The sequence below is a fragment of the Lysobacter sp. DMC104 genome (genome assembly GCF_056313665.1).
On sequence record NZ_JBQUZW010000004.1, the window covers coordinates 272,130 to 297,541 of the forward strand.

Below are 25,412 nucleotides of genomic sequence, written 5' to 3' on the forward strand. Positions count from 1 at the left end.
GCCCCGTTGCCGGCCTGAAGCGCGCGTGCCCTTGCCGGCACCGCGTTTCAACCGGATTCCGTTCCCGCGTTCGCGCCGTCGCCCCAGGCCCGGCGCCTTGCCTTCGATTCCCACATGACCGCTCACGCTGATTCCCATCGCAAAGCCCTTTCCCTCGCAGGCCGGGTCGCCGTCGAAGACCTCGGTGCGGGTCTGCTGTCGATCCGCGTCGTCCGCGATGCCGACGCGATCACCACCGGGAACGACGCCGGGAACGACGTCATCGTCCAACTGCGCGAAGCCCTCGATGCGGCATCGGCACGCGACACCGTCAAGGTCGTCGTCCTCGGCGGCCTGGACACGGCGTTCTCCGACGGCGGCCGGAGGCTGGCGGATGCGGCGATCGAAGGCGGGCTGACCCGCACGCTCGCCCGCTTCCCGCTGCCGCTGATCGCCGAACTGCCCGGCGACACGCACGGTCCGGCCCTGCTGCTCGGCGCGCTGTGCGACGTGATGGTGTGCAGCGAGACTGCGCGCTACGGCGCCGTTGCGGATGGCATCGCGGCGTTCTTCCCGACGCCGGCGGAGCAGGCGCTCGCCGAGGTCCGCTTCGGACCGGTGCTCGCGACCGAACTGTTCACCGGCGAGGCGGCGCGTACCGGCGCCGCGCTCCGCGGCCTGCACTGGAGCGCGCACGTCGTGCCCGCCGACGCGGTGGCTGCGCAGGTCCGCACGCTGGCCGCCCAGCTGACCGACAAGTCGCGCGATGCGCTCGGCCTGCTCAAGCGCCATCTGGCGCAGGCGGTGCAGGGCAGGGGCGAGGTGCTGGCGGTTGCCGATGCCGTCGCCGATGCCGATGCCGCCCGCGAACCGCTGCCGAAGACTCTCGGCAAGCATGTCGCCGTGCGCGAACTGGACGACGGCATCGCGCTGTTCACGCTGCGTCGCGGCGGCAAGAAGTTCGATGCCGGTGCGATGGCGGAAGACCTGGCATCCGCATTCGCCTGTGACGCCCTGCGCCGCGGTCCGCGCGCGATCGTGCTTGCCAGCGAATACCCCGGTTTCCTGCCGGACGCCGACGACAAGGTCTCCGACGGCGACTTCGACGCATTGATCCAGGCGCTGCTGGCGGCGCCGCTGCCGGTCGTCGCGATCGCCGGGGCGGCGCTGGGCGGCCGTGCCTGGCTGGCCTTGCAGGCCTGCGACGCGGTGGTCTACCAGCAGGACGGCCGTTACGACGCCTCGAAGCTGCTGCGCTCCACCGCCACGGCCGGCCGCGCCGCGCACCTGTTCGCGCAGCACCTCGGCAGCGAGGCCGCGCGCACGCTGCTGATGGACGCGCAGACGCCGACCGGCGCGGACCTCCTCGCAGTGGCGTCGACGCAATCCGTGGCGACGCATGCGAAGTTGCAGGATGCCGCCGTCGCGCGTGCCCGGGGCTGGGCCGCATGGCCGCACGGGGCCGCGCAGGCGTGGAAGGCCGCGCGCGCGCAGGCGATCGCCGAGGCCTTCGCCGCCGCCGCGCTCGACGACGTCGCGCTCGCGGGCGACAACCTCGATGACGTGCCTGCCGCCGCCGCGGGCGCGATCGCCCTGCAGTCGCAGGTCGTGACCGCATCGGTGCATGCCGGCGGCATCGTCGAGATCGTGATGCACGATCGTGCCTCGAAGAACATGCTGTCGCCCGCGCTGGTCGAGGGCATGGCCGAGGTCTTCGCGCACATCGCGGCGACGCCGGGCTGTCGCGCGGTCGTGCTGACCGGCTACGACACGTATTTCTGTTCGGGCGGCACGAAGGACGCGCTGCGCGCCATCCAGGAAGGCAAGGTGCGCTTCACCGACGACCGCACCTTCCGCCTGCCGCTGGACTGCCAGGTGCCGGTGATCGCGGCGATGCAGGGCCACGGCATCGGCGCCGGCCTGTCGCTGGGCCTGTTCTGCGACTTCCCGATGCTCACCGAGGAAAGCCATTACGTCAGCCCGTACATGGGCTACGGCTTCACCCCCGGCGTCGGCGCGACGCTGATCGTGCCGGAGCGCTTCGGCCAGGACCTCGCGCGCGAAACGCTGCTGACGGCCTGCGAATGCGAAGGCCTGTCGCTGAAGGCCCGCGGCCTCGCGCTGCCCGTGCTGCCGCGCGAACGCGTGCGCGACGCCGCGTTCGCACTCGCCGCGCGCCTCGCGCGCCAGCCGCGCGCGGGCCTGGTGCGCCTGAAGCGTCATCTCACCCGCTCGGTGCGCGAGCGCCTCGCGGCGATCTGCGAGCAGGAAGTGGCGATGCACGCCGCCACGTTCGTCGGCCGCGCCGACACGATGGCGCGCATCGAAGCCACCTTCGGTCAGGGCGAGGACACCGTGAAGGCGGCGACTGCCGCGCCGCCCGCCCCGGCGCCTGCGCCGGCCGCCGCGACGCGGACCGTGTCGCTGGCACCGCTGGACGCGCCGGAACCGGCGATCGCGTCCGCACCCGTCGCGGCGCCCGCACCTGCGCCCGTGCCGACGGTCTCGCTCGCCGCCCCCGAACCGGTCGCGTCCACCGCGTCGCCGACCCGCGAGGTCAGCCTGTTCTCGATCCGCGAAACCCTGATGCGCCTGCTGGCGCGCGAACTGCACCTCGACGACGAGGACATCGACCAGGATCGCCAGTACACCGACCTCGGGCTGGATTCGATCACCGGCGTGACCTGGATGCGCAAGGTCAACGAGCACTACGGCCTCTCGCTCGACGCCACCATCGTCTACACGTACCCGACGATCGCCAAGCTGGCGCAGCACGTGAAGTCGCTGGTCGACAGCCGCGACGCCGCGCAGGCCGTGCCGGATCTCGCGGAACTGCAGACGCGCAAGCTGCGTTCGTCGAACGAGGCGCAGGCCACCGGCCGCGGCCCGCGGATCTCGCTCGCCGGCACCGATGACGATGCCGCGCCTGCACCGGCCCCCGCGCCCGTCCGCACCACGGCCTCCGTCGCGCCGGCATCGGACACCCCGCTGCCCGCGATCCAGACCACCTTGCAGCGCCTGCTGGCGCGCGAACTGCACCTCGACGAGGAGGAGATCGACCGCGACCGGCAGTACACCGACCTCGGGCTCGACTCGATCACCGGCGTGACCTGGATGCGCAAGGTCAACGAGCACTACGGTCTGTCGCTCGACGCCACCATCGTCTACACCTACCCGACGATCACGAAACTGGCGCAGCACGTGAAGTCGCTGGTCGACACGCGCGGCGCCGACCAGGCGATGCCCGATCTCGCGGAGTTGCAGACGCGCAAGCTGCGCGCGTTCCGCGACGATACGCCGGAACCCGCCGCGCCGCTGGTGCGCCTGCCCGGCGCGGAGCCCGCCCCGTCGGCGCCGCCGGCGCGTGCACCGCTGGTGTCGCTGTCGCAGGGCACCGAGCTCGCCGTGCGTCCGGCGGTGCCCTCCCGCCAGCTCACGTCGTGGCGTCACGGCACGGTCCAGCCCGGCACGGCTCTCGTCCAGGCCAGCGTCGCGCCCGTGGCATCGGGCCCGCAGACGCCGCAGGACATCGCCGTGATCGGCATGGCCGGGCAGTTCCCGATGGCCCGCGACATCGAGGCGTTCTGGGAGAACCTGAAGGTCGGCCTCGACTGCGTCCTCGAAGTCGCGCCCGAGCGCTGGGACGTCTCGGCGGTGTACCAGCCGGGTGAACCGGCCGAAGGCAAGACCAACTCGAAGTGGCTGGGCCAGCTCGAAGACTACGACCGCTTCGATCCGCTGTTCTTCAATATCTCGCCGGCCGAAGCGCGGGCGATGGACCCGCAGCAGCGCGTGTTCCTCGAAGCCTGCTGGCACAGCATCGAGCATGCCGGCTACGACCCGAAGAGCCTCGGCGGCAGCCTGTGCGGCGTGTTCGTCGGCGCCGCGGGCAACGACTATGGCCAGCTCTCGCGCCGCACTCAGCTCAGCGCCTACGGCTTCACCGGCAACGCGCCGTCGATCCTCGCCGCGCGCATCGCGTACTTCCTCGACCTGCAGGGCCCGTGCATCACGCTCGACACGGCGTGTTCGGCGTCGCTGGTGGCGATCGCCACCGCCTGCGACAGCCTCAGCCTGGGCACCAGCGACATGGCGCTGGCCGGCGGCGTCTATGTCGGTGCCGGCCCGATGCTGCACGTGATGTGCTCGCAGTCCGGCATGCTCTCGCCGGACGGTCGCTGCCACACCTTCGACGACAGCGCGAACGGCTTCGTGCCGGGCGAGGCCGTCGGCGTGGTGATGCTCAAGCGCCTGGCCGACGCCGAACGCGACGGCGACATCATCCACGCGGTGGTGCGCGGCTGGGGCGTGAACCAGGACGGCCGCACCAACGGCATCACCGCGCCGAACCCGGCGTCGCAGACCCGGCTGATGCGCGAGATCTACCGTCGCCACCGCATCGATCCGGCCGAGATCCAGCTGATCGAGGCGCACGGCACCGGCACGCCGCTGGGCGATCCGATCGAGATCCGCGGCCTGATCGACGCCTTCGCGCGCCCGGCCGGCACCGCGCCGTACTGCGCGCTCGGCTCTGTGAAGGCGAACATCGGCCACTGCCTGACCGCGGCCGGCGTGTCGGCGGTGATCAAGGCCGTGCTCTCGGTCGAACACCGCAAGCTGCCGCCGCTGCCGCTGTACAAGCGGCTCAACCCGCACATCCGCCTCGACGGCACCCCGTTCTACATCAACGCCTCGCTGAAGGACTGGGAGACACAGGACGGCGCGCGCCGCCACGTCGCGGTCAGCGCCTTCGGCTACAGCGGCACGAACGCGCATGTCGTGATCGGCGAATACGTCGCGCCGGCGCGCACGCGCGCCGTGCAGGCGCCGTCGCCGTCGATGGTGCCGCTGTCGGCGAAGACCGCGGTGCAGCTGGCGCAGGTCGTCCGCGACCTGCTGGCCTTCGTGCGTCGCCATGCCGACACGCTCGATCTCGCGTCGCTGGCCTACACCCTGCAGACCGGGCGCACCGCGATGGAAGAGCGCCTGGGCTTCGTCGTCGCCTCGATCGCGCAGCTTGCCGAGCAGCTGGAGGCCTGGCTCGCCGGTCGCCGCGACCTGCCGGACTTCAGCGCCGGACAGGTGCAGAAGAACCGCGAGAGCCTGAGCCTCATCGACCAGGACGAGGAGTTCAAGCTGGAGCTGCTCGAACGCTGGATGTCGCAGCGCAAGTACGCCCAGTTGCTGCGGCTGTGGACCAAGGGCATGACACTGGAGTGGCAGCGCCTGTACGGGGCGGAGAAGCCGGCGCGCATCGTGCTGCCGACGTATCCGTTCGCCCGCGAACGCTACTGGATCGAGACGCAGGACGCCGCGGCGCCGCTCGCGCTGCCCGCACCGACGGCCTTGCCCGCGCAGCCTGAAGCACCGACGCACCTGTTCTTCGAGGAACGCTGGGTCGAGCGCGCCGAGCGCGCGCCGGCCGTCGTCGCCGAAGCATCGGGCGGCATCATCCTGATCGCCCCGGCCGACACCGGCTGGACCGTGCCGGGCGCTTCGCGCATCGACGATGCCTCGGGGCTGCTCGCCGCCGTCGAAGCGCTGTCGGCCCGCAGCGGTCGCCCGGTGTCGGTGGTCTGCGCGGCCGCGCGTGGCCGCGGCCACGACGGCGTGCTCGCGCTGTTCGATCTGTTCCGCCAGATCAAGGCCTGCGCGCCGCGCGTGCGCGACGTGCTGCTGGTGGGCCTGCATGACCCGGCCTCGCCGGAAGGACTGTGGGACGCGTCGTGGATCGGTTTCGAGCGCTCCCTGCGCACCGCGATGCCGGACCTGCGCGTGTCGCTGCTGTACACCGACGCGCGTACCAGCCCGGGTCTGCACGTCGCCGACGCGTTGCGCAGCGGCGGCATCGTCGCGTACCTCGACGGCAAGCGCTTCGTGCCGGTGCTCGACGCCGTGGCCGCGCCGACGCCGGCGGCCGCGCCGCGCCTGAAGCAGGGCGGGCACTACCTGGTCACCGGCGGCGCCGGCGCGCTGGGCGGACTGTTCGCGCGCTTTCTCGCCGAAACCTGCCAAGCGCGGCTGACACTGCTGGGCCGTCGCGCGGCGACGGAGGCGATCGAACGCCAGCTCGCGGACCTGCGCGCGGCCGGCGCGCGCGAGGCGAGCTACGTCGCGCTCGACCTTGCCGACGCCGATGCCGTCGCGGCCTGGGCGCGTTCGTTGCCCGAACCGCTGAACGGCGTGATCCACGCCGCCGGCGTGTCGTCGAACAAGCCCTTCCACGAGAAGTCGGCGGCCGACATCGATGCCGTCCTCGCGCCGAAGACTTCCGCGGTGCTTGCGCTCGATGCGGCCTTGCGCGACCACCCGCTGGACCTCGTCTGCCTCTTCTCCTCGTCGTCGGTCGTGCTCGGCGACGGCGGTGCCTGCGACTACGCGATCGCCAACCGCTTCCTGATGGACTACGGCCGCCAGCGCACGCAGGCCGGCCTGCCGGGCCGCACGGTGACGCTGCTGTGGCCGCTGTGGGAACGCGTCGCGGACGGCGCGGGCATGGGCCCGGAAGACGCCGCCCAGACCGCGTTCTACCTCAAGAGCAGCGGGCAGTCCGCATTGACGGCCGCCGATGGCCTGCGGCTGTGGCAGGACCTCATCGCCGCCGACCGCGGCCCGACGCTGGTGATGCATGGCCAGGCGTCGCGGATCACGCCATACCTCGATCGCCTCTATGGCGTGCCCGAAGCGGCGAAGCCGGCGCCGATGGCGGCGGCTGTGGTTGCCGTGGCCGCTGCGGCCCCGCAGGCCGGCGGCAATTGGCGCGAACGCCTGCGCGACGACGTCCGCAGCCTCGTCGCGCAGACGCTGGAAATGCCGCTGGAACGCCTGAACGACGAAACCAATCTCGCGGATTACGGTTTCGACTCGATCAGCCTGACCTCGCTGGCGAAGACGCTCGCGACCGGGCTCGACGTCGAGGTCACGCCGGCACTGTTCTTCAACCGCTCGAACGTGCAGGGCCTGATCGAGCACTTCGAGAGCGAGCATCCCGAACATTTCGAGCGCCGCTACCGTCCGGTGACCGCAGCGGTGCCGGCGTCGGCACCGGTCGCGCAGGTCGAAGCGCCGGTCGCGGACGCGGTCGCGCCGGCGGCCCCCGTGCTGCCGGCGGCGACCACGGTGCCTGTGCCGGCGGCCGTCGTTCCCGCTTCGGCCTCGAGCCCGATCGCCATCGTCGGCATGTCCGGCTGCTTCCCGAAGGCCGATGACGTCCACGCGCTGTGGACGCTGCTGGCCGAGGGCCGCAGCGGCATCGACGACATCCCGGCCTCGCGCTGGGACTGGCGCGACTATTTCGTCGCCCCGGGCCATCGCGACAACCGCATCGCCACCCGCCGCGGCGGCTTCATCGACGGCATGGACACCTTCGATCCGCTGTTCTTCGAGGTGTCGCCGGCGGAAGCCGAGGAGATGGATCCGTCCGAGCGCCTGCTGATGATGGAGGCCTACCACGCCATCGAGGACGCCGGCATCGCGCCCGCGTCGCTGCGCGGCCGCAGCGTCGGCGTGTTCGTCGGCATGGAGGAGAGCCAGTACAGCCTCGTCACCGACGCGCCGGGCGTGACCACGCTGGGGGCGGCGATGATCTCCTCGCGGCTGTCGTACTTCCTCGACCTGCGCGGGCCTGCGCTGGCCACCAATACCGCATGCTCGTCCGGCCTGGTGGCACTGCACCAGGCGGTGGGCAGCCTCCAGCAGGGCGAGTGCGAATCCGCGCTGGTCGCCAGCGTGGCGCTGAGTCTCTCGCCCAAGCCGTGGATGAAGATGAGCGAAGCGGGGATGATTTCGCCCGACGGCCTGTGCCGCAGTTTCTCGAAGCACGCCGACGGCATCGGCATCGGCGAGGCGGTGGTCGCGCTGGTGCTGGCGCCGCTGCAGACGGCCCTCGATCAGGGTCTGCCGGTCTACGGCGTGATCCGCGGCAGTGGCACCAACTTCGACGGCAAGACCAACGGCGTGACCGCGCCGAACGGTCGCGCGCAGGAACAGCTGATCGAGGCGGTCTACACCCGCCACGGCATCGACGTGCGCGACGTCGCCCACGTGGTGACGCACGGCACCGGCACCCGCCTCGGCGACCCGGTCGAACTCAACGCGCTGCACGGTGCGTTCAAGACGCTGGCCGCGCGCCAGCCGCAGGACGATGGCCGCGCGCCGCTGCCGTGCGCCGTCACCAGCGTGAAGAGCAACCTTGGCCACGCGATGGCGGCGTCGGGGCTGGTCAGCCTGGTGTCGCTGCTGCAGGGCATCGCGCATCGCCAGATTCCGGCGACGCTGTACTGCGACGAAGAGAACGACTACATCAGCTGGCGCGACAGCCGGCTGTACGTCAACAAGATCACCCGCGCCTGGGACACCGACGGCGGTCGCCGGCGCCTCGGTGCGGTGAGCGCGTTCGGTCGCAGCGGTACCAACGCGCACGTCGTGATCGAGGAGTTCATCGACCCGCGCACGGTCGCCGCGCCGTCGGCCACGCCCTGCGTCGTGCCGATCTCGGCGCGCACGCCGGAGCAGCTGCGCCGGCAGGTCGAGGCCTTGCTCGCCCACCTCGCGCGCAGCGGCACCCGCGATCTCGCGGCCGTGGCCCGCACGTTGCAGGATGGCCGAGACGCGTTGTCGCAGCGTCTGGCGGTGGTGGCCGCGTCGGTGGACGAACTGCGCCAGTCGCTGGAAGGCTGGCTCGCCGGACACGACGCCGCGCACGTGGTCACCGGCAAGGTCGGCCATGCGCGCGATGCGGTCGCACCGACGGCGCTGCCGGCGGCCGGTGACGCAGGCGCGCTGCTCGCGGTGGCGACGGCATGGACGCAGGGCAGGGTGGTCGACTGGCCGGCGTATCGCAGTGCCGCGGATGCGGCGCGTCCGCGCCTGCACCTGCCGACCTATCCGTTCGCCCGCGACCGTTACTGGATCGAGTCGGCGCCTGCGCCGGTCACGCCTCCGAAACCGGCCGGCGGCCCGCGTCGCAGCGTGTCGCTCGAGGACATCCTCGATCTGGTCGATGCCGGCCGTCTCGCCGGCGGCGATGCCGCCGCGGCGGTGAAGACCCTGGCGGGCGAGACACGTTGAGCCGGACCCGCTGAACAACGCTCGTCGAGCAAGACCCGCCTGCACCACCGGTGCGGGCCTGGACCAAGCCGTTCCGAACAGAGAAGTTCATGATCGATTTCGTCGAATACGTCATTGGTGAGTTGTCGAGCAAGCGACTGGCGAAAGCCGATGCGCTCGATCTGATCCGGCAGTTCCAGGGCAGCGCGGGCGATCGCGTGCCGCAAGCCGTGATCGACTCGCTCCTGCAGCGCAACACGTCCGACTTCGCGCAGCAGAGCTACGAGACCGTCTTCACCGGCGACGAACCGTTCCTGCGCGACCACGTCGTGAAGGGCCACCGCGTGCTGCCCGGCGTGGCGTACCTCGAAATGGTGCGCCAGGCCGTGGCCGCCGCGCTGCCCGATGCCGGCGATGCCGTGCTTGAACTGCGCAACGTGGTGTGGGCGCAGCCGATCGTGGTCGACGAACGCAAGACGATCGCCATCGCCCTGTTCCCGGCCGAGTCGCACGAGCGCGATGGCGCGATCGACTACGAGATCTACAGCGTCGCGAACGAAGGCGACGCCGCCGCGCAGGAGGTGATCCATTCGCAGGGCCAGATCCTGCTGACGCCGGCCGGCGAACCGGCGCAGCCGCTCGACGTCGACGCGCTGCGCGAGCGCATGGTCCGCGGCCGCATCGATGGCGAGCGCCTCTACGCCGCGTTCGACGCGATGGAGATGAACTACGGCCCGGCCCAGCGCGCGGTCCATGTGCTGCACCAGGGCGAGGATGAAGTGCTGGCGCGGTTGGTCGTGCCTTCGACCTGGCGTGAGGACGACGGCAGTTACGGCCTGCATCCCAGCCTGATGGACGCAGCGCTGCAGTCCGCGCTGGGCTTCATCGAGGACATCGATGCGGCGCCGCCGACCCCGCGGTTGCCGTATGCCCTCGATCGCCTGCGCATCCTGTCCGAGTGCACGCAGGACATGACCGCGTGGCTGCGGATGTCGCCGGAGCAGTCGGCTTCGCGCCGCGTCACCCGCATCGACATCGACCTGTGCGATGCCGACGGTCGCGTCTGCGTGCAGTGGCGCGGCTTCAGTTCGCGCGAACTGGGCGCGCCGGCGGCGGAAGCCCCGGCGCCTGCCGCGGGCGTGCTGTTCGCGGCGCCCGAGTGGGAAGATCGCAAGTCGGCTCCGACCGTGCAGGATGACGTCGAACGCCACGTGCTGCTGTGCGGTGATTTCGCCCGTCTCGATGGCGCCCTCGAAGGCGTCGTCACGCACGTCGTGGCCGGCGACCTCGCCACGGATCCCGCGGGCGTCTATCGCGACGCCGCGCTCGCCTGCTTCGGCTGGCTGCGCGAACGCTTCGAGGCGCGTTCGGGCATGCCGGTGCGGTTGCAGATCGCGGTACCGGATGACGAGAACGGGCACCTGCTGCTCGGCCTGTCCGGCATGCTGCGCAGCGCCGCGCAGGAAAATCCGGCGTTTTCCGGGCAGGTCGTGGCGTTGCCCGCGAACGCCGATGCCGGGGATGTCGCGGCATGGCTGGCGGCCGCGGCCGCACTCCCGCAGGACGTGGTGCAGCGCTTCGGTCGCGAGGGCGCCCACCAGGCGCAGGTCTGGCGCGAACGCGAGGCCACGGAAGCAGCGCCGGTGCCGGCGTATCGCGACGGCGGCGTGTATGTCATCACCGGCGGGCTGGGCGGGCTGGGCTCGATCTTCGCCCGCGACATCGCGGCGCGTTGCGTCGATGCCAGGATCGTGCTCACCGGCCGCGGTGCGGCCGACGACGGCATCGCCGCGAAGTTGCAGGCGCTGGGGTTGCCCGAGGGCACCGTCGAGTACCGTGCGCTGGATCTCGCCGATCGCGCCGCGGTGCAGGCGTTCATCGCCGACGTCATCGCGCGCCACGGCCGTCTGACCGGCATCCTGCACTGCGCGGGCGGCCTGCGTGACGCGTTCATCCTGAAGAAGTCGTCGGACGACGTGGCCGAGGTGCTCGAACCCAAGGTCGCCGGCACGCGCCATCTCGACGACGCCACGCGCGATCTCGACCTCGATTTCATCGTGTTGTTCTCCGGTGGCGCGTCGGTGACGGGCAACGTCGGACAGTCCGACTACGCCGCGGCCAACGGCTTCCTCGATCGCTACGCCGCGTATCGCAATGCGCTCGCCGCCCGCGGCGAGTGCCGCGGCATCACCCGTGCCATCAACTGGCCGCTGTGGCGCGAAGGCGGCATGGGCGTGAGCGAGGAGACGCTGGCGAACGCGCGCCGGCTCACCGGCCTGGAACCGCTGGACACCGGCGCCGGCCTGGCGGCGTTCGGCCGCATCCTCGCGTGGCCGCACGACCAGGTGCAGCTGGTCCAGGGCGACGTCGAGCGGTTGCGCCGCACGCTGTTCCCGAAGCAGGCCGCGCCGGCGCCGGTCGCCGCCGTCGATGCCGGCCCCGCGCCGCAGTCGGACGAGGCGATGCGCGAGGGCACCCGCGCCTTCATGCGCCAGAAACTCTCCGGCCTGCTGAAGCTGCCGGCCCACCTGATCGAGATGGACGCGCCGTTCGAGAAGTACGGCATCAACTCGATCATGATGATGAACCTCACCAACGTCCTCGAAGAAGCGTTCGGCTCGCTGCCGAAAACGCTGTTCTTCGAGTACCAGACGCTGGAAGAGCTGACTGGCTATTTCGTCGGCCACCACGGCGCGACACTGGCGAAACTGCTCGATCGTCCGGCGTGCGGCGAGCGCGACGACGCGCCGCGTGCCGAGGCCGTCGAATCGACGGCGCTCGTCGTCGCCGAGCCGCCGACCTCCCGCGCCGCGCGCAGGCGCCAGCGCTTCGGTGCCGCGCAACCCGTGCGCGAGGCGTCGCGCCATGACGAGCCGATCGCCGTCGTCGGCCTCAGCGGTCGCTATCCCGGCGCGCGTGATCTCGCCGCGTTCTGGCGCAATCTGCGCGACGGCGTCGACAGCATCGAGGAAGTACCCGCGTCGCGCTGGGACTGGCGCGACTACTTCACCGAGGACCGCACGCGTCCGGGCCACCACTACAGCAAGTGGGGCGGCTTCATCGAGGGTGTGGACGAGTTCGACGCGCTGTTCTTCAATATCCCGCCGGTGGATGCCGAGCGCATCGACCCGCAGGAACGCCTGTTCCTCGAACACGCCTGGATGGCGATCGAGGATGCCGGCTATACCCGCGCCAGCCTGCAGATCCCGCACGGCAGCGACCAGTCGGGGCAGGTCGGTGTCTACGTCGGCGTGATGTACGGCGAATACCAGATCTTCGGCGCCGAGGCGAGCCTCGTCGGCGATCGCGGCGTGACGCCGTCGAGCTACGCCAGCGTCGCCAACCGCGTGTCGTACTTCCTCAACCTGCACGGGCCGAGCATGGCGCTCGACACCATGTGCTCGTCGTCGCTGACCGCGATCCACCTGGCCTGCCAGGACCTGCGCCAGGGCCGCACCGACCTCGCCATCGCCGGCGGCGTCAACATCACGATCCATCCGAACAAGTACCTGCTGCTCAGCTCGGGCCAGTTCATCGCCACCGACGGCCGCTGCCAGAGCTTCGGCATCGGCGGCGACGGCTACATCCCGGCGGAGGGCGTCGGCGCGGTCGTGCTCAAGCGCCTGTCCGAGGCCGAGCGCGACGGCAATCCGATCCATGGCATCCTGCGCGGCAGCGCGCTGAACCATGGCGGCAAGACCAACGGCTATTCGGTGCCGAACCCGCAGTCGCAGGCCAACGTCATCGCGATGGCGCTGCAGGAATGCGGCGTCGACGCGCGCCGCATCGGCTATCTCGAAGCGCACGGTACCGGCACCAAGCTGGGCGACCCGATCGAGATCGCGGCGCTCACCCAGGCGTTCCGCAAGCACACGCCCGACAAGGGCTTCTGCCTGATCGGTTCGGCCAAGTCGAACATCGGCCACGCCGAATCGGCCGCGGGCATCGCCGGCCTGACCAAGGTGCTGCTGCAGATGAAGCACGGCCAGGTCGTGCCGTCGCTGCACGCCGACGTGCTCAATCCGCACATCGATTTCGCGAACACGCCGTTCGAGGTCAACCGCGTGCTGCGGCCGTGGCCGCGCCCGGAGATCGACGGTCGGCCGGCACCGCGCCTCGCGGGCCTGTCGTCGTTCGGTGCCGGCGGCTCGAACGCGCACCTCGTGATCGAGGAATACCTGCCGGCCTCACGCCGGACGACAGCCGCCGGCGGTCCGCAGGCGGTGCTGCTCTCGGCGCGCAGCGCGGAGCAGCTCGAACAGAAGGCCCGCGACCTGCTCGCCTTCGTGCGCGAGCACGGCAGGGACACGTCGCTCGCCGACCTCGCGTACACGCTGCAACTGGGCCGCGAGGCGATGGAAGAGCGCCTCGCGCTGGTGGTGCCGTCGATCGACGCGCTCGGCGACGCGCTGGAGGCCTGGCTCGCCACCGGTGCCGAAAGCGAGGACTGCCGCCGCGGCCGCGCGAACGCCAATGGCGCTGCGGTCGCGCTGTTCAACACCGACAGCGACCTCCAGGGCACGATCGATCGCTGGTTCGCGACGGCACGGCTCTCGCGCGTCGCCGACCTCTGGGTGCAGGGCGTCACCATCGACTGGCGCAAGGCGCATGCCGATGGCGAGCGTCCGCGCTTCGTCAGCCTGCCGACGTATCCGTTCGCCCACGATCGCTGCTGGGTCGAGCGCACGCTGCCGGTCGGTCGCAACGCCGCCGGTACGGCGCTGCACCCGCTGCTGCATGCGAACGTATCCGATCTGCACGGGCAGGCGTATCGCTCGATCTTCGGCGGCCACGAATTCTTCCTCGACGACCATCGCGTGCGCTTCGGCGCCGGCGAGGCGCGTCGCCTCGTGCCGGGCGTGGCTTATCTGGAAATGATGCGCGCCGCCGCGATCGACGCCATGCCCGAATGGCGCGACGGCGTCGTGCTGGAACTGCACGACATCGCCTGGTCGCGGCCGCTGGTCGTGGCCGAGTCGACCGAAGTGACGGTCGCGCTGGAACCGGATGCGCATGGCGAGATCGCCATGGCCGTCTCCACCGCCGGCCCTAACGGTGGCGTGCAGCATGGTTCAGGGCGCGTGCGCGAAGCGACCGGCGACGCGCCGGCGCGGCTCTCGCTCGACGAATTGCGCGCCCGCATGGGACAGGGACGCGTCTCGGCCGACGACATCTATCCGCGCTATGCGCAGCTGGGCATCGACTACGGCCGCACCTTCCGCGGGATCGAGCACATCGACCTGGGCAACGGCGAAGTGCTGGCGCAGCTGCGCCTGCCGACGGCCGCCCAGGCGTCTGCGGATGCGTTCTGGCTGCACCCGGCGCTGATGGACAGCGCGTTCCAGTCGGCGATCGGCCTGATGATCGCGGCTGGGCAGTCGCTGGACCAGGTGCCGCTGCCGTTCGCACTGCGTGCGACGCAGGTGTTCGCGCCATGCCCGACCGAAGCGTGGGCGTGGGTGCGTCCATCGCGCCAGGGCGGCGAGGGCGGGGTGGTCGAACTCGACATCGACGTGTGTGCGGCCGACGGCAGCGTCTGCGTCGCGCTGCGCGGGCTGGCCTCGCGTCCTGTGCGTCGCGAGGACGCGCCTGCCGCCGACGTGCTGCTGGCAGTGCCGACGTGGTCGCCGGCCGGCCAGGCGGCCTCGTCGGTCGACGACGGCGCACATCGTGAGCTGCTGCTTTGCGAAGTCCCGACGATCGATGCACAGGCACTGGTCGCGGCGTTGCCGGGCGCGATCGTTCTCGCCCCGGATTCGGCGGGCGTCGACGATCTCGGCGAACGCTACCGCGCGCATGCGCAGCGCCTGCTGGCGCTGCTGCGCGACGGTGCCGGTGCGCCGGCCGGTGCGAAGCGCCTGGTGCAGGTCGTGGTGCCGGGCAGCGATGAAGGCCGCGTGCTCGCCGGTCTCGACGGCATGCTGCGCACCGCGGCGATGGAGAATCCCGCACTCCGCGGCCAGATGGTGCTGGTTCCGGCGGATGCCGATGTCGACACGGTCGCCCGCGCGCTGCGCGAGGCGGCGATGCGTGCGCACGAGCCGGTCGTCGAATGGCGCGATGGCGCGCTGCGCGTGCGTCGCTGGCAGGTGCTGGACGACGCGTCCGTGCAGGATGCGCCGGCTTTCCGCGCCGACGGCGTGTATCTGATCACCGGCGGCATGGGCGGCCTCGGCCAGCTCTTCGCCCGCCACCTGCTCGCTTGTGCGCCGAACGCCCGGGTCGTGCTCACCGGCCGCCAGCCGCTGGATGCCGAACGCCAGCGCCGGTTCGACGCATTGGCCGACGGCACGGATCGCCTGCATTACCGCGCGATGGACCTCGCCGATGCGGCGCAGGTCGCCGCCACCGTCGATGCGCTGGTGCAGACCTTCGGTGGCCTGCATGGTGTGCTGCACAGCGCCGGCGCCACGCAGGACGGGCTGCTGCCGGGCAAGACGGTGGAGATCCTCGACGCCGTGCTCGCACCGAAGGTCGCGGCCACGCTGCACCTGGATGCGGCCACGCGCGCGCTCGACCTCGACTTCTTCGTCCTGTTCTCCTCGGTGAGCGGTGCGCTGGGCAACATCGGCCAGGCCGACTATGCCGCCGCCAACGGTTTCCTCGACCGCTTCGCTGCGCATCGCGATCGCCTCGTGGCGAAGGGCGAACGCCGCGGCCGCACGTTGTCGATCAACTGGCCGCTGTGGGCCGAAGGCGGCATGGGTCTGGAGCCGGCGGCGATCGACCTGCTGTGGCGTACCGCGGGCGTGCGCCCGCTGGCGACGACCGCCGGCCTCGATGCCTTCGACCGGGGCCTCCGCGACGTGGCCGCCTCGCAGTTGATCGTGCTCTCCGGCGATCGAGTGCGACTGCGTCCGCTGCTCGAACCGCGCCTGCCCGTCGAGGCGCCGCCGGCGCCTGCGGCGAAGGACGACGCGCGTCCTGTCGCCGCGTCGGCCGACGCCGGCGATGCCGGTTCGCTCGACTCCCAGACCCGCGCCTACCTGCAGGGCGTGTTCTCGCGCGTGCTGAAGGTGCCGCCGCACCGCATCGATCCGCAGGCGTCGCTGGAGCACTACGGCATCGACTCGGTGGTGGCGATGACGCTCACCGCCGAGCTGGAGAAGCTGTTCGGCACGCTGCCCAAGACGCTGCTGTTCGAGTTCCAGACGATCGAACGCCTCTCGAGCCATCTGCTGGCGACCTTCCCGCAGCGCATGCGCGAACTGCTCGGTCCGACGACCGCTGCCGCGAAGCCGGCGGCCGCCGTGCCGACGCCGGCCGCACCGGTGCGCGAACGCGCGGCGTTGTTGCCGAACCGTTTCCGCCGCACGCCTGCCGCCGTCGAACGGCAGGTGGCGATCGTCGGCGTGGCCGGCCGCTATCCGCAGGCCGACTCGCTCGACGCCTTCTGGGACAACCTGCGCGCGGGCCGCGACTGCATCACCGAAGTGCCGGCGGATCGCTGGGACCACGCGCAGTATTTCGATCCGGCGCGCAACCGGCCGGGCCGGACCTACGCGAAGTGGGGCGGCTTCCTCGCCGACATCGACGCCTTCGACGCGCTGTTCTTCAACGTCTCGCCGCGCGAGGCCGAACTGATCGACCCGCAGGAGCGCCTGTTCCTCGAAACCGCGTGGGAGACGTTCGAGGACGCCGGCTACGCGAAGGAGCGCCTTGCCGGCCAGCGCATCGGCGTGTACGTCGGCGTCATGTGGGGCCAGTACGAGCTGTACGCCGGCGACGGTGCCGCGGGCATTCCGACCTCGTCGCACGCGTCGGTCGCCAACCGCGTGTCCTACTTCTTCGACCTGCACGGGCCCAGCCTCGCACTGGACACGATGTGCTCGTCCTCGCTCAGCGCGATTCACCTCGCGGCGCAGGACATCCGCCACGGTACCGTGGACGCTGCGCTCGCCGGCGGCGTGAACCTCAGCCTGCATCCGCAGAAGTACCTCAACCTCAGCCAGGGCAATTTCGCCTCCACCGACGGTCGCTGCCGCAGCTTCGGTGACGGCGGCGATGGTTACGTGCCGGGCGAAGGCGCCGGCGCGGTGCTGCTGAAGCCGCTCGACGCCGCGCTGCGCGACGGCGATCGCGTGCTGGCGATCCTCGAGGCCAGCGCGCTGAACCACGGCGGCAAGACCCACGGCTACACCGTGCCGAATCCGGTGGCGCAGGCGTCGCTGATCGTCGACGTGCTGAAGGCCGCCGACATCGACCCGCGCAGCATCGGCTACATCGAGACGCACGGTACCGGCACCTCGCTGGGTGATCCGATCGAACTCGCCGGCCTGCGCGATGCGTTCGCGAAGGCACTCGGCGATGACGTGATCGAAGCGGGCGCCTGCGCGATCGGGTCGGTGAAGTCGAACATCGGCCATCTCGAGGCCGCCGCCGGCATCGCCGCGTTGACCAAGGTCCTGCTGCAGATGCGCCACGGCGAACTCGTGCCGTCCCTGCACGCGATCCCGCCGAATCCGCACATCGATTTCGCATCCTCGCCGTTCCGCGTGCAGACCGCGCTGGCGCCGTGGTCGCGCCCTGCGGGGCAGCCGCGACGCGCCGCGATCAGCGCGTTCGGCGCGGGCGGTTCGAATGCGCACCTCATCGTCGCCGAGCATGTCGACGACCGTGCCGCGACGCGCAGCGACGACGCGGCCGCCGGCCCCGAATTGTTCCTGCTGTCGGCCCGTGACGACGCCGGCCTGGCGCGCCATGCGCGGCGCGTGGCGGCATTCCTCGAACGCGACGACGTGCCCGCGCTGCGCGACATCGCCCACACCTCGCGCGTGGGCCGGACCGTGCTGCCGGTGCGCCTGGCGGTGCTCGCGGACTCGCGCGAAGCGCTGCGCGACAAGCTCTCTCGCTGGGCAGCCTCCGCGCCGACGAGTGCCGGTGCGCCGCGTGCGCCCGGCGTCGACGACTGCTACGCCGGCCGCGTGGCCGATGGCGGTGCCGGCGACCTCATCCCGGGCGACGTCGGCCAGGCCTTCCTCGGCGAACTGCTCAACCGTGGCGATTGGCGTGCTCTCGCCCGACTGTGGGTGGCGGGCGCCGACATCGACTGGCGCGGGCTGCCGTCCGCGGTGCCGCCGAAGCGCGTGGGTCTGCCGACCTATCCCTTCGCGCGCGAGCGCTACTGGGTGCGCGGCGGCATGCGTGCGGCGCTGGCCGCCGCGGCCTCGCCGGTGGTGACCACGGCGCCGACTGCGCCGACGTTCGCGCCGGGCACGCTGCTGCAGCGTCCGGAGTGGGTCGAGCAGCCGCTGGTGCCCGCATCGGCCGAAGCCGCCATCGCGGGTCCGGTGCTCGTGCTCGGTGCCGACGCGCACTGGCGCGAAGCGCTGGCTGCGCGCCTCGGCGCGACGCAGGTGATCGGCGTGACCTTCGGGGCCGCGTTCGAAGCGCTGGCGCCGGATCGCATCGTGATCGACCCGGCGCGCGACGAAGACCTCGACCGGCTCGTGACGATGCTGCAGGCCAGCGACCGCATGCCGCGCGTCGTGCTGCATCGTCCGGAACCGGCGAACATCGCCGACGGCGACACGGCCGCCGTGCTGCACGGGCTGGATCGCACCGCGCACGTGGTCGCGGCGCTGGCGAAGGCGCTGATGGCGCACCACCATGCCGGCGAGACGCGCTTCCTGTCGCTGGTGGCCGGCACGTCCGCGGTCGATCGCGCGCTCGGCACGGCGCTCGGCGGGTTCTACGCCAGCCTGCGCCAGGAGCATCCGGCCTACCGGACGCGGGTGATCGCGTCCGAGGGTCCGCTCGACGCGGAACTCGATCGCGTGCTGGCCGAATTGACCGACGCGGGCTGGGGCAGCGAATCGCTGCGCTACGTCGCGCGCGCCGATGGCCGCACGGTTCGCGAACGCCGGCGCTGGGTGGCGCAGCCCCCCGCGTCGCGTCGTCCCGAACGTTCGGCACTCCGGCAGCACGGCGTCTACGTGATCTCCGGCGGGATGGGCGCGCTGGGCGGCCTCCTCGCCGAAACGCTGGCGCGGCGCTGTCAGGCGCGGTTGGTGCTGCTGGGCCGCTCGCAGCCGAACGACGCGATCGAAGCGCGCCTGACGGCCTTGCGTGCACTCGGTGCCGAGGCCGTGTACGTGTCGGCCGAAGTCGCCGATCGCGTGCAGGCCGAGGCTGCCGTCGCCGAAGCGCGGCAGCGGTTCGGCCGCATCGACGGCGTGCTGCACGTCGCCGGCATCCACCGCGATGCCTACCTGCTGAGGAAATCGCGCGAGGACCGCGCAGCGGTGTATGCGGCGAAGGTGCTCGGCGCGCTGCATCTGGACCACGCGACCCGCGACGACGACCTGGACCTGTTCGTGCTGTTCTCGTCGGTCGCCGGCGCGCTGGGCAATGCGGGCCAGACCGACTACGCCTACGCCAACCATTTCCTCGATGCCTTCGCGCACGAGCGCCAGGCGCGCGTGCTGGCGGGCACGCGCCACGGGCGGACGCTGTCGATCGACTGGCCGCTGTGGGCGGCGGACGGCATGCGTCCGCATGACGACGTCGTCGCGCAGTCGAACGCCCGTGCCGGCATCGTGCCGCTGCCCGAGGCCGATGGCATCGACGTGTTCGAGCGCCTGCTCGACGGCACCGACGTGCAGACGCTGGTGTTGCATGGCGACGCCGGCCGCATCGAAACGGCGCTGCGCGCACTGGACGACGCCGGCGCCCAGCGCGTGGCGACGGCTGCGGGCGCGTTGGGCGAGGGCGACCTGGCCGGGAAGACCCGCGATTACCTGCGGGCCCGCATCGGCGAGGAAATCCGGCTCGATCCCGACCGCATCGATGCGCACGAGCGCTTCGACGCCTTCGGCATCGACTCGATGATGGTCAGCCGCCTCAACGAACGCCTGACCGCCGACCTCGGCGCGCTGTCCAAGACGCTGTTCTACGAATACTCGACCGTCGCCGAACTGGCCGCGCACCTCGTGCGCGAAGTCCCCGGCCCGCTGACGACGCTGCTGGGTGCGACGCCGGCCACCGTTGGCGAAGCGCTTCCGTTCGCGGACATCGAAGCCGCGCCGGCGCTGGCCCCGACGCCCACCGTCCGCGAGGGCGAGCTGCATCGTGCGGCCGACGAGCCGATCGCCATCGTCGGCATGCACGGCTACTACCCGAAGTCGAACGGCCTCGACGCGCTGTGGAAGCACCTCAGCGACGGCGATGACCTGATCGACGTGGTGCCGGCCGACCGCTGGGATGCCGAGGCGTTCCACGATCCCGACCCGGACAACGCCGCGCACGGCCGGATCTACTGCAAGTGGGGCGCGTTCATCGACGACCACGACAAGTTCGATGCCGCGTTCTTCCGCATCGGCGACGCCGAGGCGGCCAGCATCGATCCGCAGGAACGCCTGTTCCTGCAGTCGGTCTGGGGCGCGTTCGAGGACGCGGGCATGACCCGCGACGACCTGCGCCGCCGCTTCCCGAAGGGCAAGGGCGCGCACGTCGGTGTGTTCGTCGGCGTCACCAGCAATACCTACCACCTGCTCGACGCCGAGCACTGGCAGGACGGCGAGGGCGCCTCGCCCAGTTCGCTGCCGTGGTCGATCGCGAACCGCGTGTCGTACGTGTTCGACTTCCTCGGCAGCAGTCTCCCGGTCGACACGGCCTGTTCGTCGTCGCTGGTCGCGATCCACCTCGCCTGCGAAAGCCTGCGTCGCGACGAATGCAAGGTCGCGGTCGCCGGCGGCGTGAACCTCTACCTGCATCCGGCCAAGTACCACGGCCTGTGCCAGCGGCGCATGCTCGCACTGCACGGCAAGTGCCGCAGCTACGGCAGCGGCGACGACGGCTTCATCCCGGGCGAGGGCGTGGGCAGCCTGGTGCTCAAGCCGCTGTCGCTGGCCGAACGCGACGGCGACCGCATCCACGGCGTCATCCTCGCCAGCGGCCAGGACCACAGCGGCCGATCGAACGGCTATTCGTCGCCGAACCCGAACTCGCAGGCGGCGCTGATCGCCGAGGTGCTGAAGCGGGCGAACGTCGACGCGGCGAGCATCGGCTACGTCGAGGGCCACGGCACCGGCACGCAGCTGGGCGACAGCCTGGAAGTGCGGGCGCTGGCGCAGGCGTTCGGCGCGGTGCCCGCGCAGTCCTGCACGCTGGGTTCGATCAAGTCGAACCTGGGCCACACTGAGTCCGCCGCGGGCGTGCTGGGCGTGACCAAGGTGCTGCTGCAGATGCGGCACCGCCGGTTCGTGCCGTCGCTGCATGCTGATCCGGTGAACGAGAACATCGAGTTCGAGCGCACGCCGTTCCGTCTCGTCCGCCAGGGCGAGGCCTGGGATGTGCCGGCGGGACGCCGTCGCCGGGCGCTGGTGAATTCCTTCGGCGCCGGCGGCGTCAACGCCTGCCTGGTGCTGGAGGAGTACGTGCCGGTGGCCGCTTCGGCCGCGCCCCGGAGCCCGTCGCCGGAGCTGTTCGTGCTCTCCGCGAGGACCGAGGAACGGCTGCGTGCCTATGCCGAGGCCTGGGTGGATGCCCTGCGCCGGAGCGACGCGGATCACGATCTGGCGGCCATCGCCCGCCTGTCGCGGACCGGTCGCGAAGCGATGGCGGAACGTCTGGCCGTCGTTGCCGAGGACGTTTCGGCCCTTGCGGAAAAGCTCGAGGCGTGGTTGAAGGGAACGGACTCGGCCGTGTATCGTGGCACGGTCGGTGCGAGTCGCACGGGCAATGGACGACTCGGACAGGAAGAAGGGATGCTGACGGCGCTGGTGCAGGCGCAGGACCTGCATGGAATGGCCCAGGCATGGGTGGCGGGGAGCGATGTGCCGTGGCACCGGCTCCCCCGCAGCGCAGGCGCTCTCCCGTCCGCGGCGCTTCCTCTTTATCCCTTCGCCAGGACCCGGCATTGGCCGGCCTTCGCCACGGTGCGGCCGAAGATTCCCGCCGCATCGGCCGAAGCGCTGCACCTGCATCCGCTGGTCTCGCACAACGCCTCGAACCTGTGGGAGACGCGCTACACCTCGGTGCTGTCGCGCGAGGCGTTCTACGCGAAGGACCACCGCGTCAACGGCCAGCCGATGCTGCCGGGCAGCGCGTGGATCGAGATCGCCCGCGCCGCGGGCAGCCTCGCCGCGATGACCGAAGTGCGGCGTCTCCGCGACATCGTGTTCGTGCGGCCGCTGGCATTCGCCGACCCGATGCAGGTGGCGGTGACCACGCTGCAGACCATGGGCGACGAGGTGCTCTACAGCATCGCATCGCACGATCCCGAACAGGGCACGGTCGTGCATTCCGAGGGCACGTTGCACTGCGGTGCGACGCATGCGGTCACGGAGGTCGCCGCCCGCGTGCCGGTCGCGTCGCTGCTGGCACAGGGCAGGCTGCGCATCGATCGCGAGACGTGCTACGCGCGCTTCAGCCGGTCCGGGATCGACTACGGCCCGACCTTCCAGACGATCCAGGAGATGCACGCCGGCGACGGTTTCGTGCTGGCCCGGCTGGCGCTGCATCCCTCGCTGTGGGCCGAGGCCGACGAATTCGGCCTGCATCCCGCGCTGGTCGACGCCGCGTTCCAGTCGCTGTCGGGCTTCGCCGAAGGCGAGGGCGGGGCAGGACCCTTCCTGCCGTTCGCCATCGACGAAGTCGCCATCCACGGCATGCCGTCGCGGCAGTGCTTCGCCTACGTGGTCGAAAGCACCCGACCCAGGCCCGGCAAGGAAGATCTGAGGAAATTCGACATCGAACTGGTCACCGAGGACGGTGCGCCTGCGGTGTCCCTCAAGGGGCTGACCGTCCGTTCCCTCAAACCCGCTGCCTCCAGCGCGCATCCCCTTTCGAGTGAAAGCTTTTCATGAAGAAGATCCTGTGGTTCATCGAGAAATGCCTGGTCGCGATGCCCGACCTGGTGCTTCGCTTCCGCTTCCTGATCGTGGCCGGCGTGCTGGCCATGACCGCGGTTGCGTTCTACGGCGTCACCAAGCTGAAGTTCGATTTCACCATCGAGCGCTGGCTGAAGCAGGACGACACCGCGTTCGTGGCGTTCGAGGCGTTCCGCGAGCAGTTCGGCAGCGATGACGGCGTGGTGATCGTCTACAAGCCGAAGGATGGCGACGTCTTCTCGGCACAGTCGCTGAAGCTGGTGCAGGGCATCCGCGATGACCTGCTGAACTACCACCAGACGCTGAAGGAAGGCGAGCACTCGGCGCTCGAGCACATCGTCAAGGTCGAAACGCTGGTCAACGCGCCGATCCTGACGGTGGATGCCGACACCATGCAGTCGCGCTGGCTGGTCGGCGACACCGTGCCGACCGACCCGGCGGCGCTGGACGCCATCCGCAAGACGGCACGCGCCGAGCGCGACCTGCCGCAGCGGTATTTCTCGAAGGACGAGAAATACGGCGTGATCTTCATCAAGACCGATTTCGGCGCGATCCCGCTCGACGACGGCGCTGCCGCGACCGCGACCGCCCCGGGCGACCTGACCTTCGTCGAGCCGACGGAAGCGACGACGGAAGGCGGCACGGCCGCGAAGGCCGACGGCGCCCCGAAGTTCAAGTCGACCGACATGTCGGACTACGTGGCGCTCAACGCCGCGATCAACGACGTGCTCGAGAACGGCAAGTACGCCGGGCATTTCGACTTCTACAAGGTCGGCAACACCATCGATTCCGAAAACCAGATCCGGATGGGCAAGGAGATGGGGACGCTCTACCTCATCGGCCTGCTGATCATGCTCGCCACGCTGTTCATGATCTTCCGTTCGCTGGCGGGTGCCGCCTGGCCGATGCTGATCATCGTGCTCAGCACGATCTGGACACTCGGCATCGGTGGCCTGATCGGACTGTCGATCTCGCCTTTCGTGGTGCTGACGTTCCTGCTGATCCTGACCATCGGCATGGCCGACGTCACCCACATGATCTCGGGCTACCTGTTCTTCCGCGATGCCGGGCACGACATGCGCGATGCGCTGCGGGAGACCTACGAGAAGGCCGGCATGGGCTGCTTCCTCACCGCGGTCACGACGATGGCGGGCCTGCTCGCCCTGATGTCGGGCAGCCTCGTGCCGGTGATCAATTTCTCGGTGATGTCGGCGATGGGCGTGGCGCTGGTGTTCATCCTGACGATCCTGCTGCTGCCGATCCTGCTGAAGATCTGGTCGCCGGCGCCGCAGGATGCCTCGCGCCAGGGCGGCGGCTTCCTCTCGCGGATCATCCCGACCTTCATCCCCTGGCTGCAGCGGCAGCTGGACAAGCTCGTCCCGACCATCGAGAAGCGGCCGGTCGCCTTCATCATCCCGTTCGCGGTGGTGCTGGCGCTGTCGATCTACGGCGCCATCAACGTGAAGGTCGATTACAGCCTGTACGACCAGTACCAGCCGACGTCGAACTTCTACCAGAGCATCCAGTTGCTGGACAAGGAACTTTCCGGCGCGTCGCAGATGTCGCTGTACGTCGACCTCGGCGAGGATGACGGCTTCCAGGATCCCGTCGTCCTGCGCGAGCTGGACACGCTCCAGCGCAAGCTCGAACGCGAGTACCCGCGCTACGTGATCCGCACGTCGTCGATCGTCGACGTGGTCAAGGACGCCTACCAGAAGCAGAACGAGGGGCTGGCGGACAAGTACGTGATCCCGCCGAATCGCGAGGTGCTGTCGCAGACCCTGTTCACCTTCAACCTCGCCAGTCCGGAAGAACGCGAGAAACTGGTCAGCGAGACGTACCGCAAGGCCAACATCACGATCAACCTGCGCAGCTACGGGTCGTACGAATACACCAAGGTGTTCGAGCGGATGACCCGCGACATCAATGCGACCGTCGCCAACATCCAGAAGCACTACCCGAAGGCGCGGGTCTCGATCACCGGCCTGTTCGCGATGGGCATGAAGGCAGCGAACTACCTGGTGGTCAACGAACTGCAGAGCTTCGGCCTCAGTCTGATGATCATCTCGCTGGCGCTGCTGCTGATCTTCAGCTCGGTGAAGGGCGGTCTGATCTCGCTGATCCCGAACCTGGTGCCGTCGATGCTGGTGCTCGGCCTGCTCGGCCTGTTCGGCATCCCGCTGGACTTCTACACGATGATGCTGGCGCCGATCGTCGTCGGCATCGCGGTCGACGACACGATCCACTTCATGTCGCTGTACCGGCTGGAAGTGTCCAGGCATGGCGACATCCGCCAGGCGTTGATCGACACACTGAAGGAAAGCGGCCAGTCGGTCGTGTTCGCCTCGATGATCCTCGGCTTCGGCTTCGGGATCATGGCGCTGGCGTCCACGCCCGGCCTTGCCAGCCTCGGCAAGTTCGGCTTCCTGGCCATCGCATCCGGCCTGATCTGCGAGCTGTTCCTGACGCCCGCGCTGATCATGGTCTTCAAGCTGAAATTCGACACCAGACTCGAAGCCGCCCCCGCGGCTTCGCACTGATCCCCACCTCCAC

Annotated in this window: 3 protein-coding genes; all 3 read left to right on the forward strand. The window is 70.5% G+C overall.

The features are described from left to right. The first annotated feature begins 114 nt into the window (after positions 1 to 114). The 3 genes from ACT53R_RS07985 to ACT53R_RS07995 all read left to right on the forward strand — a co-directional run bounded on the left by ACT53R_RS07985 (position 115) and on the right by ACT53R_RS07995 (position 25,399). The gene (locus ACT53R_RS07985) at positions 115 to 9,048 is read left to right on the forward strand and encodes an SDR family NAD(P)-dependent oxidoreductase (protein WP_476171319.1); all 8,934 of its coding nucleotides are present in this window, start codon (positions 115 to 117) and stop codon (positions 9,046 to 9,048) included. Positions 9,049 to 9,137: 89 nt separating this feature from the next. After that, a complete protein-coding gene (locus tag ACT53R_RS07990; RefSeq protein WP_476171320.1) occupies positions 9,138 to 22,835 on the forward strand; it encodes an SDR family NAD(P)-dependent oxidoreductase in 13,698 nt (4,565 codons plus the stop codon). Then, positions 22,832 to 25,399, forward strand: a complete 2,568-nt coding sequence (locus ACT53R_RS07995; protein WP_476171321.1) for an efflux RND transporter permease subunit — start codon at positions 22,832 to 22,834, stop codon at positions 25,397 to 25,399. The genes ACT53R_RS07990 and ACT53R_RS07995 overlap by 4 nt, the downstream gene beginning before the upstream one ends. The last annotated feature ends 13 nt before the right edge of the window (positions 25,400 to 25,412 follow it).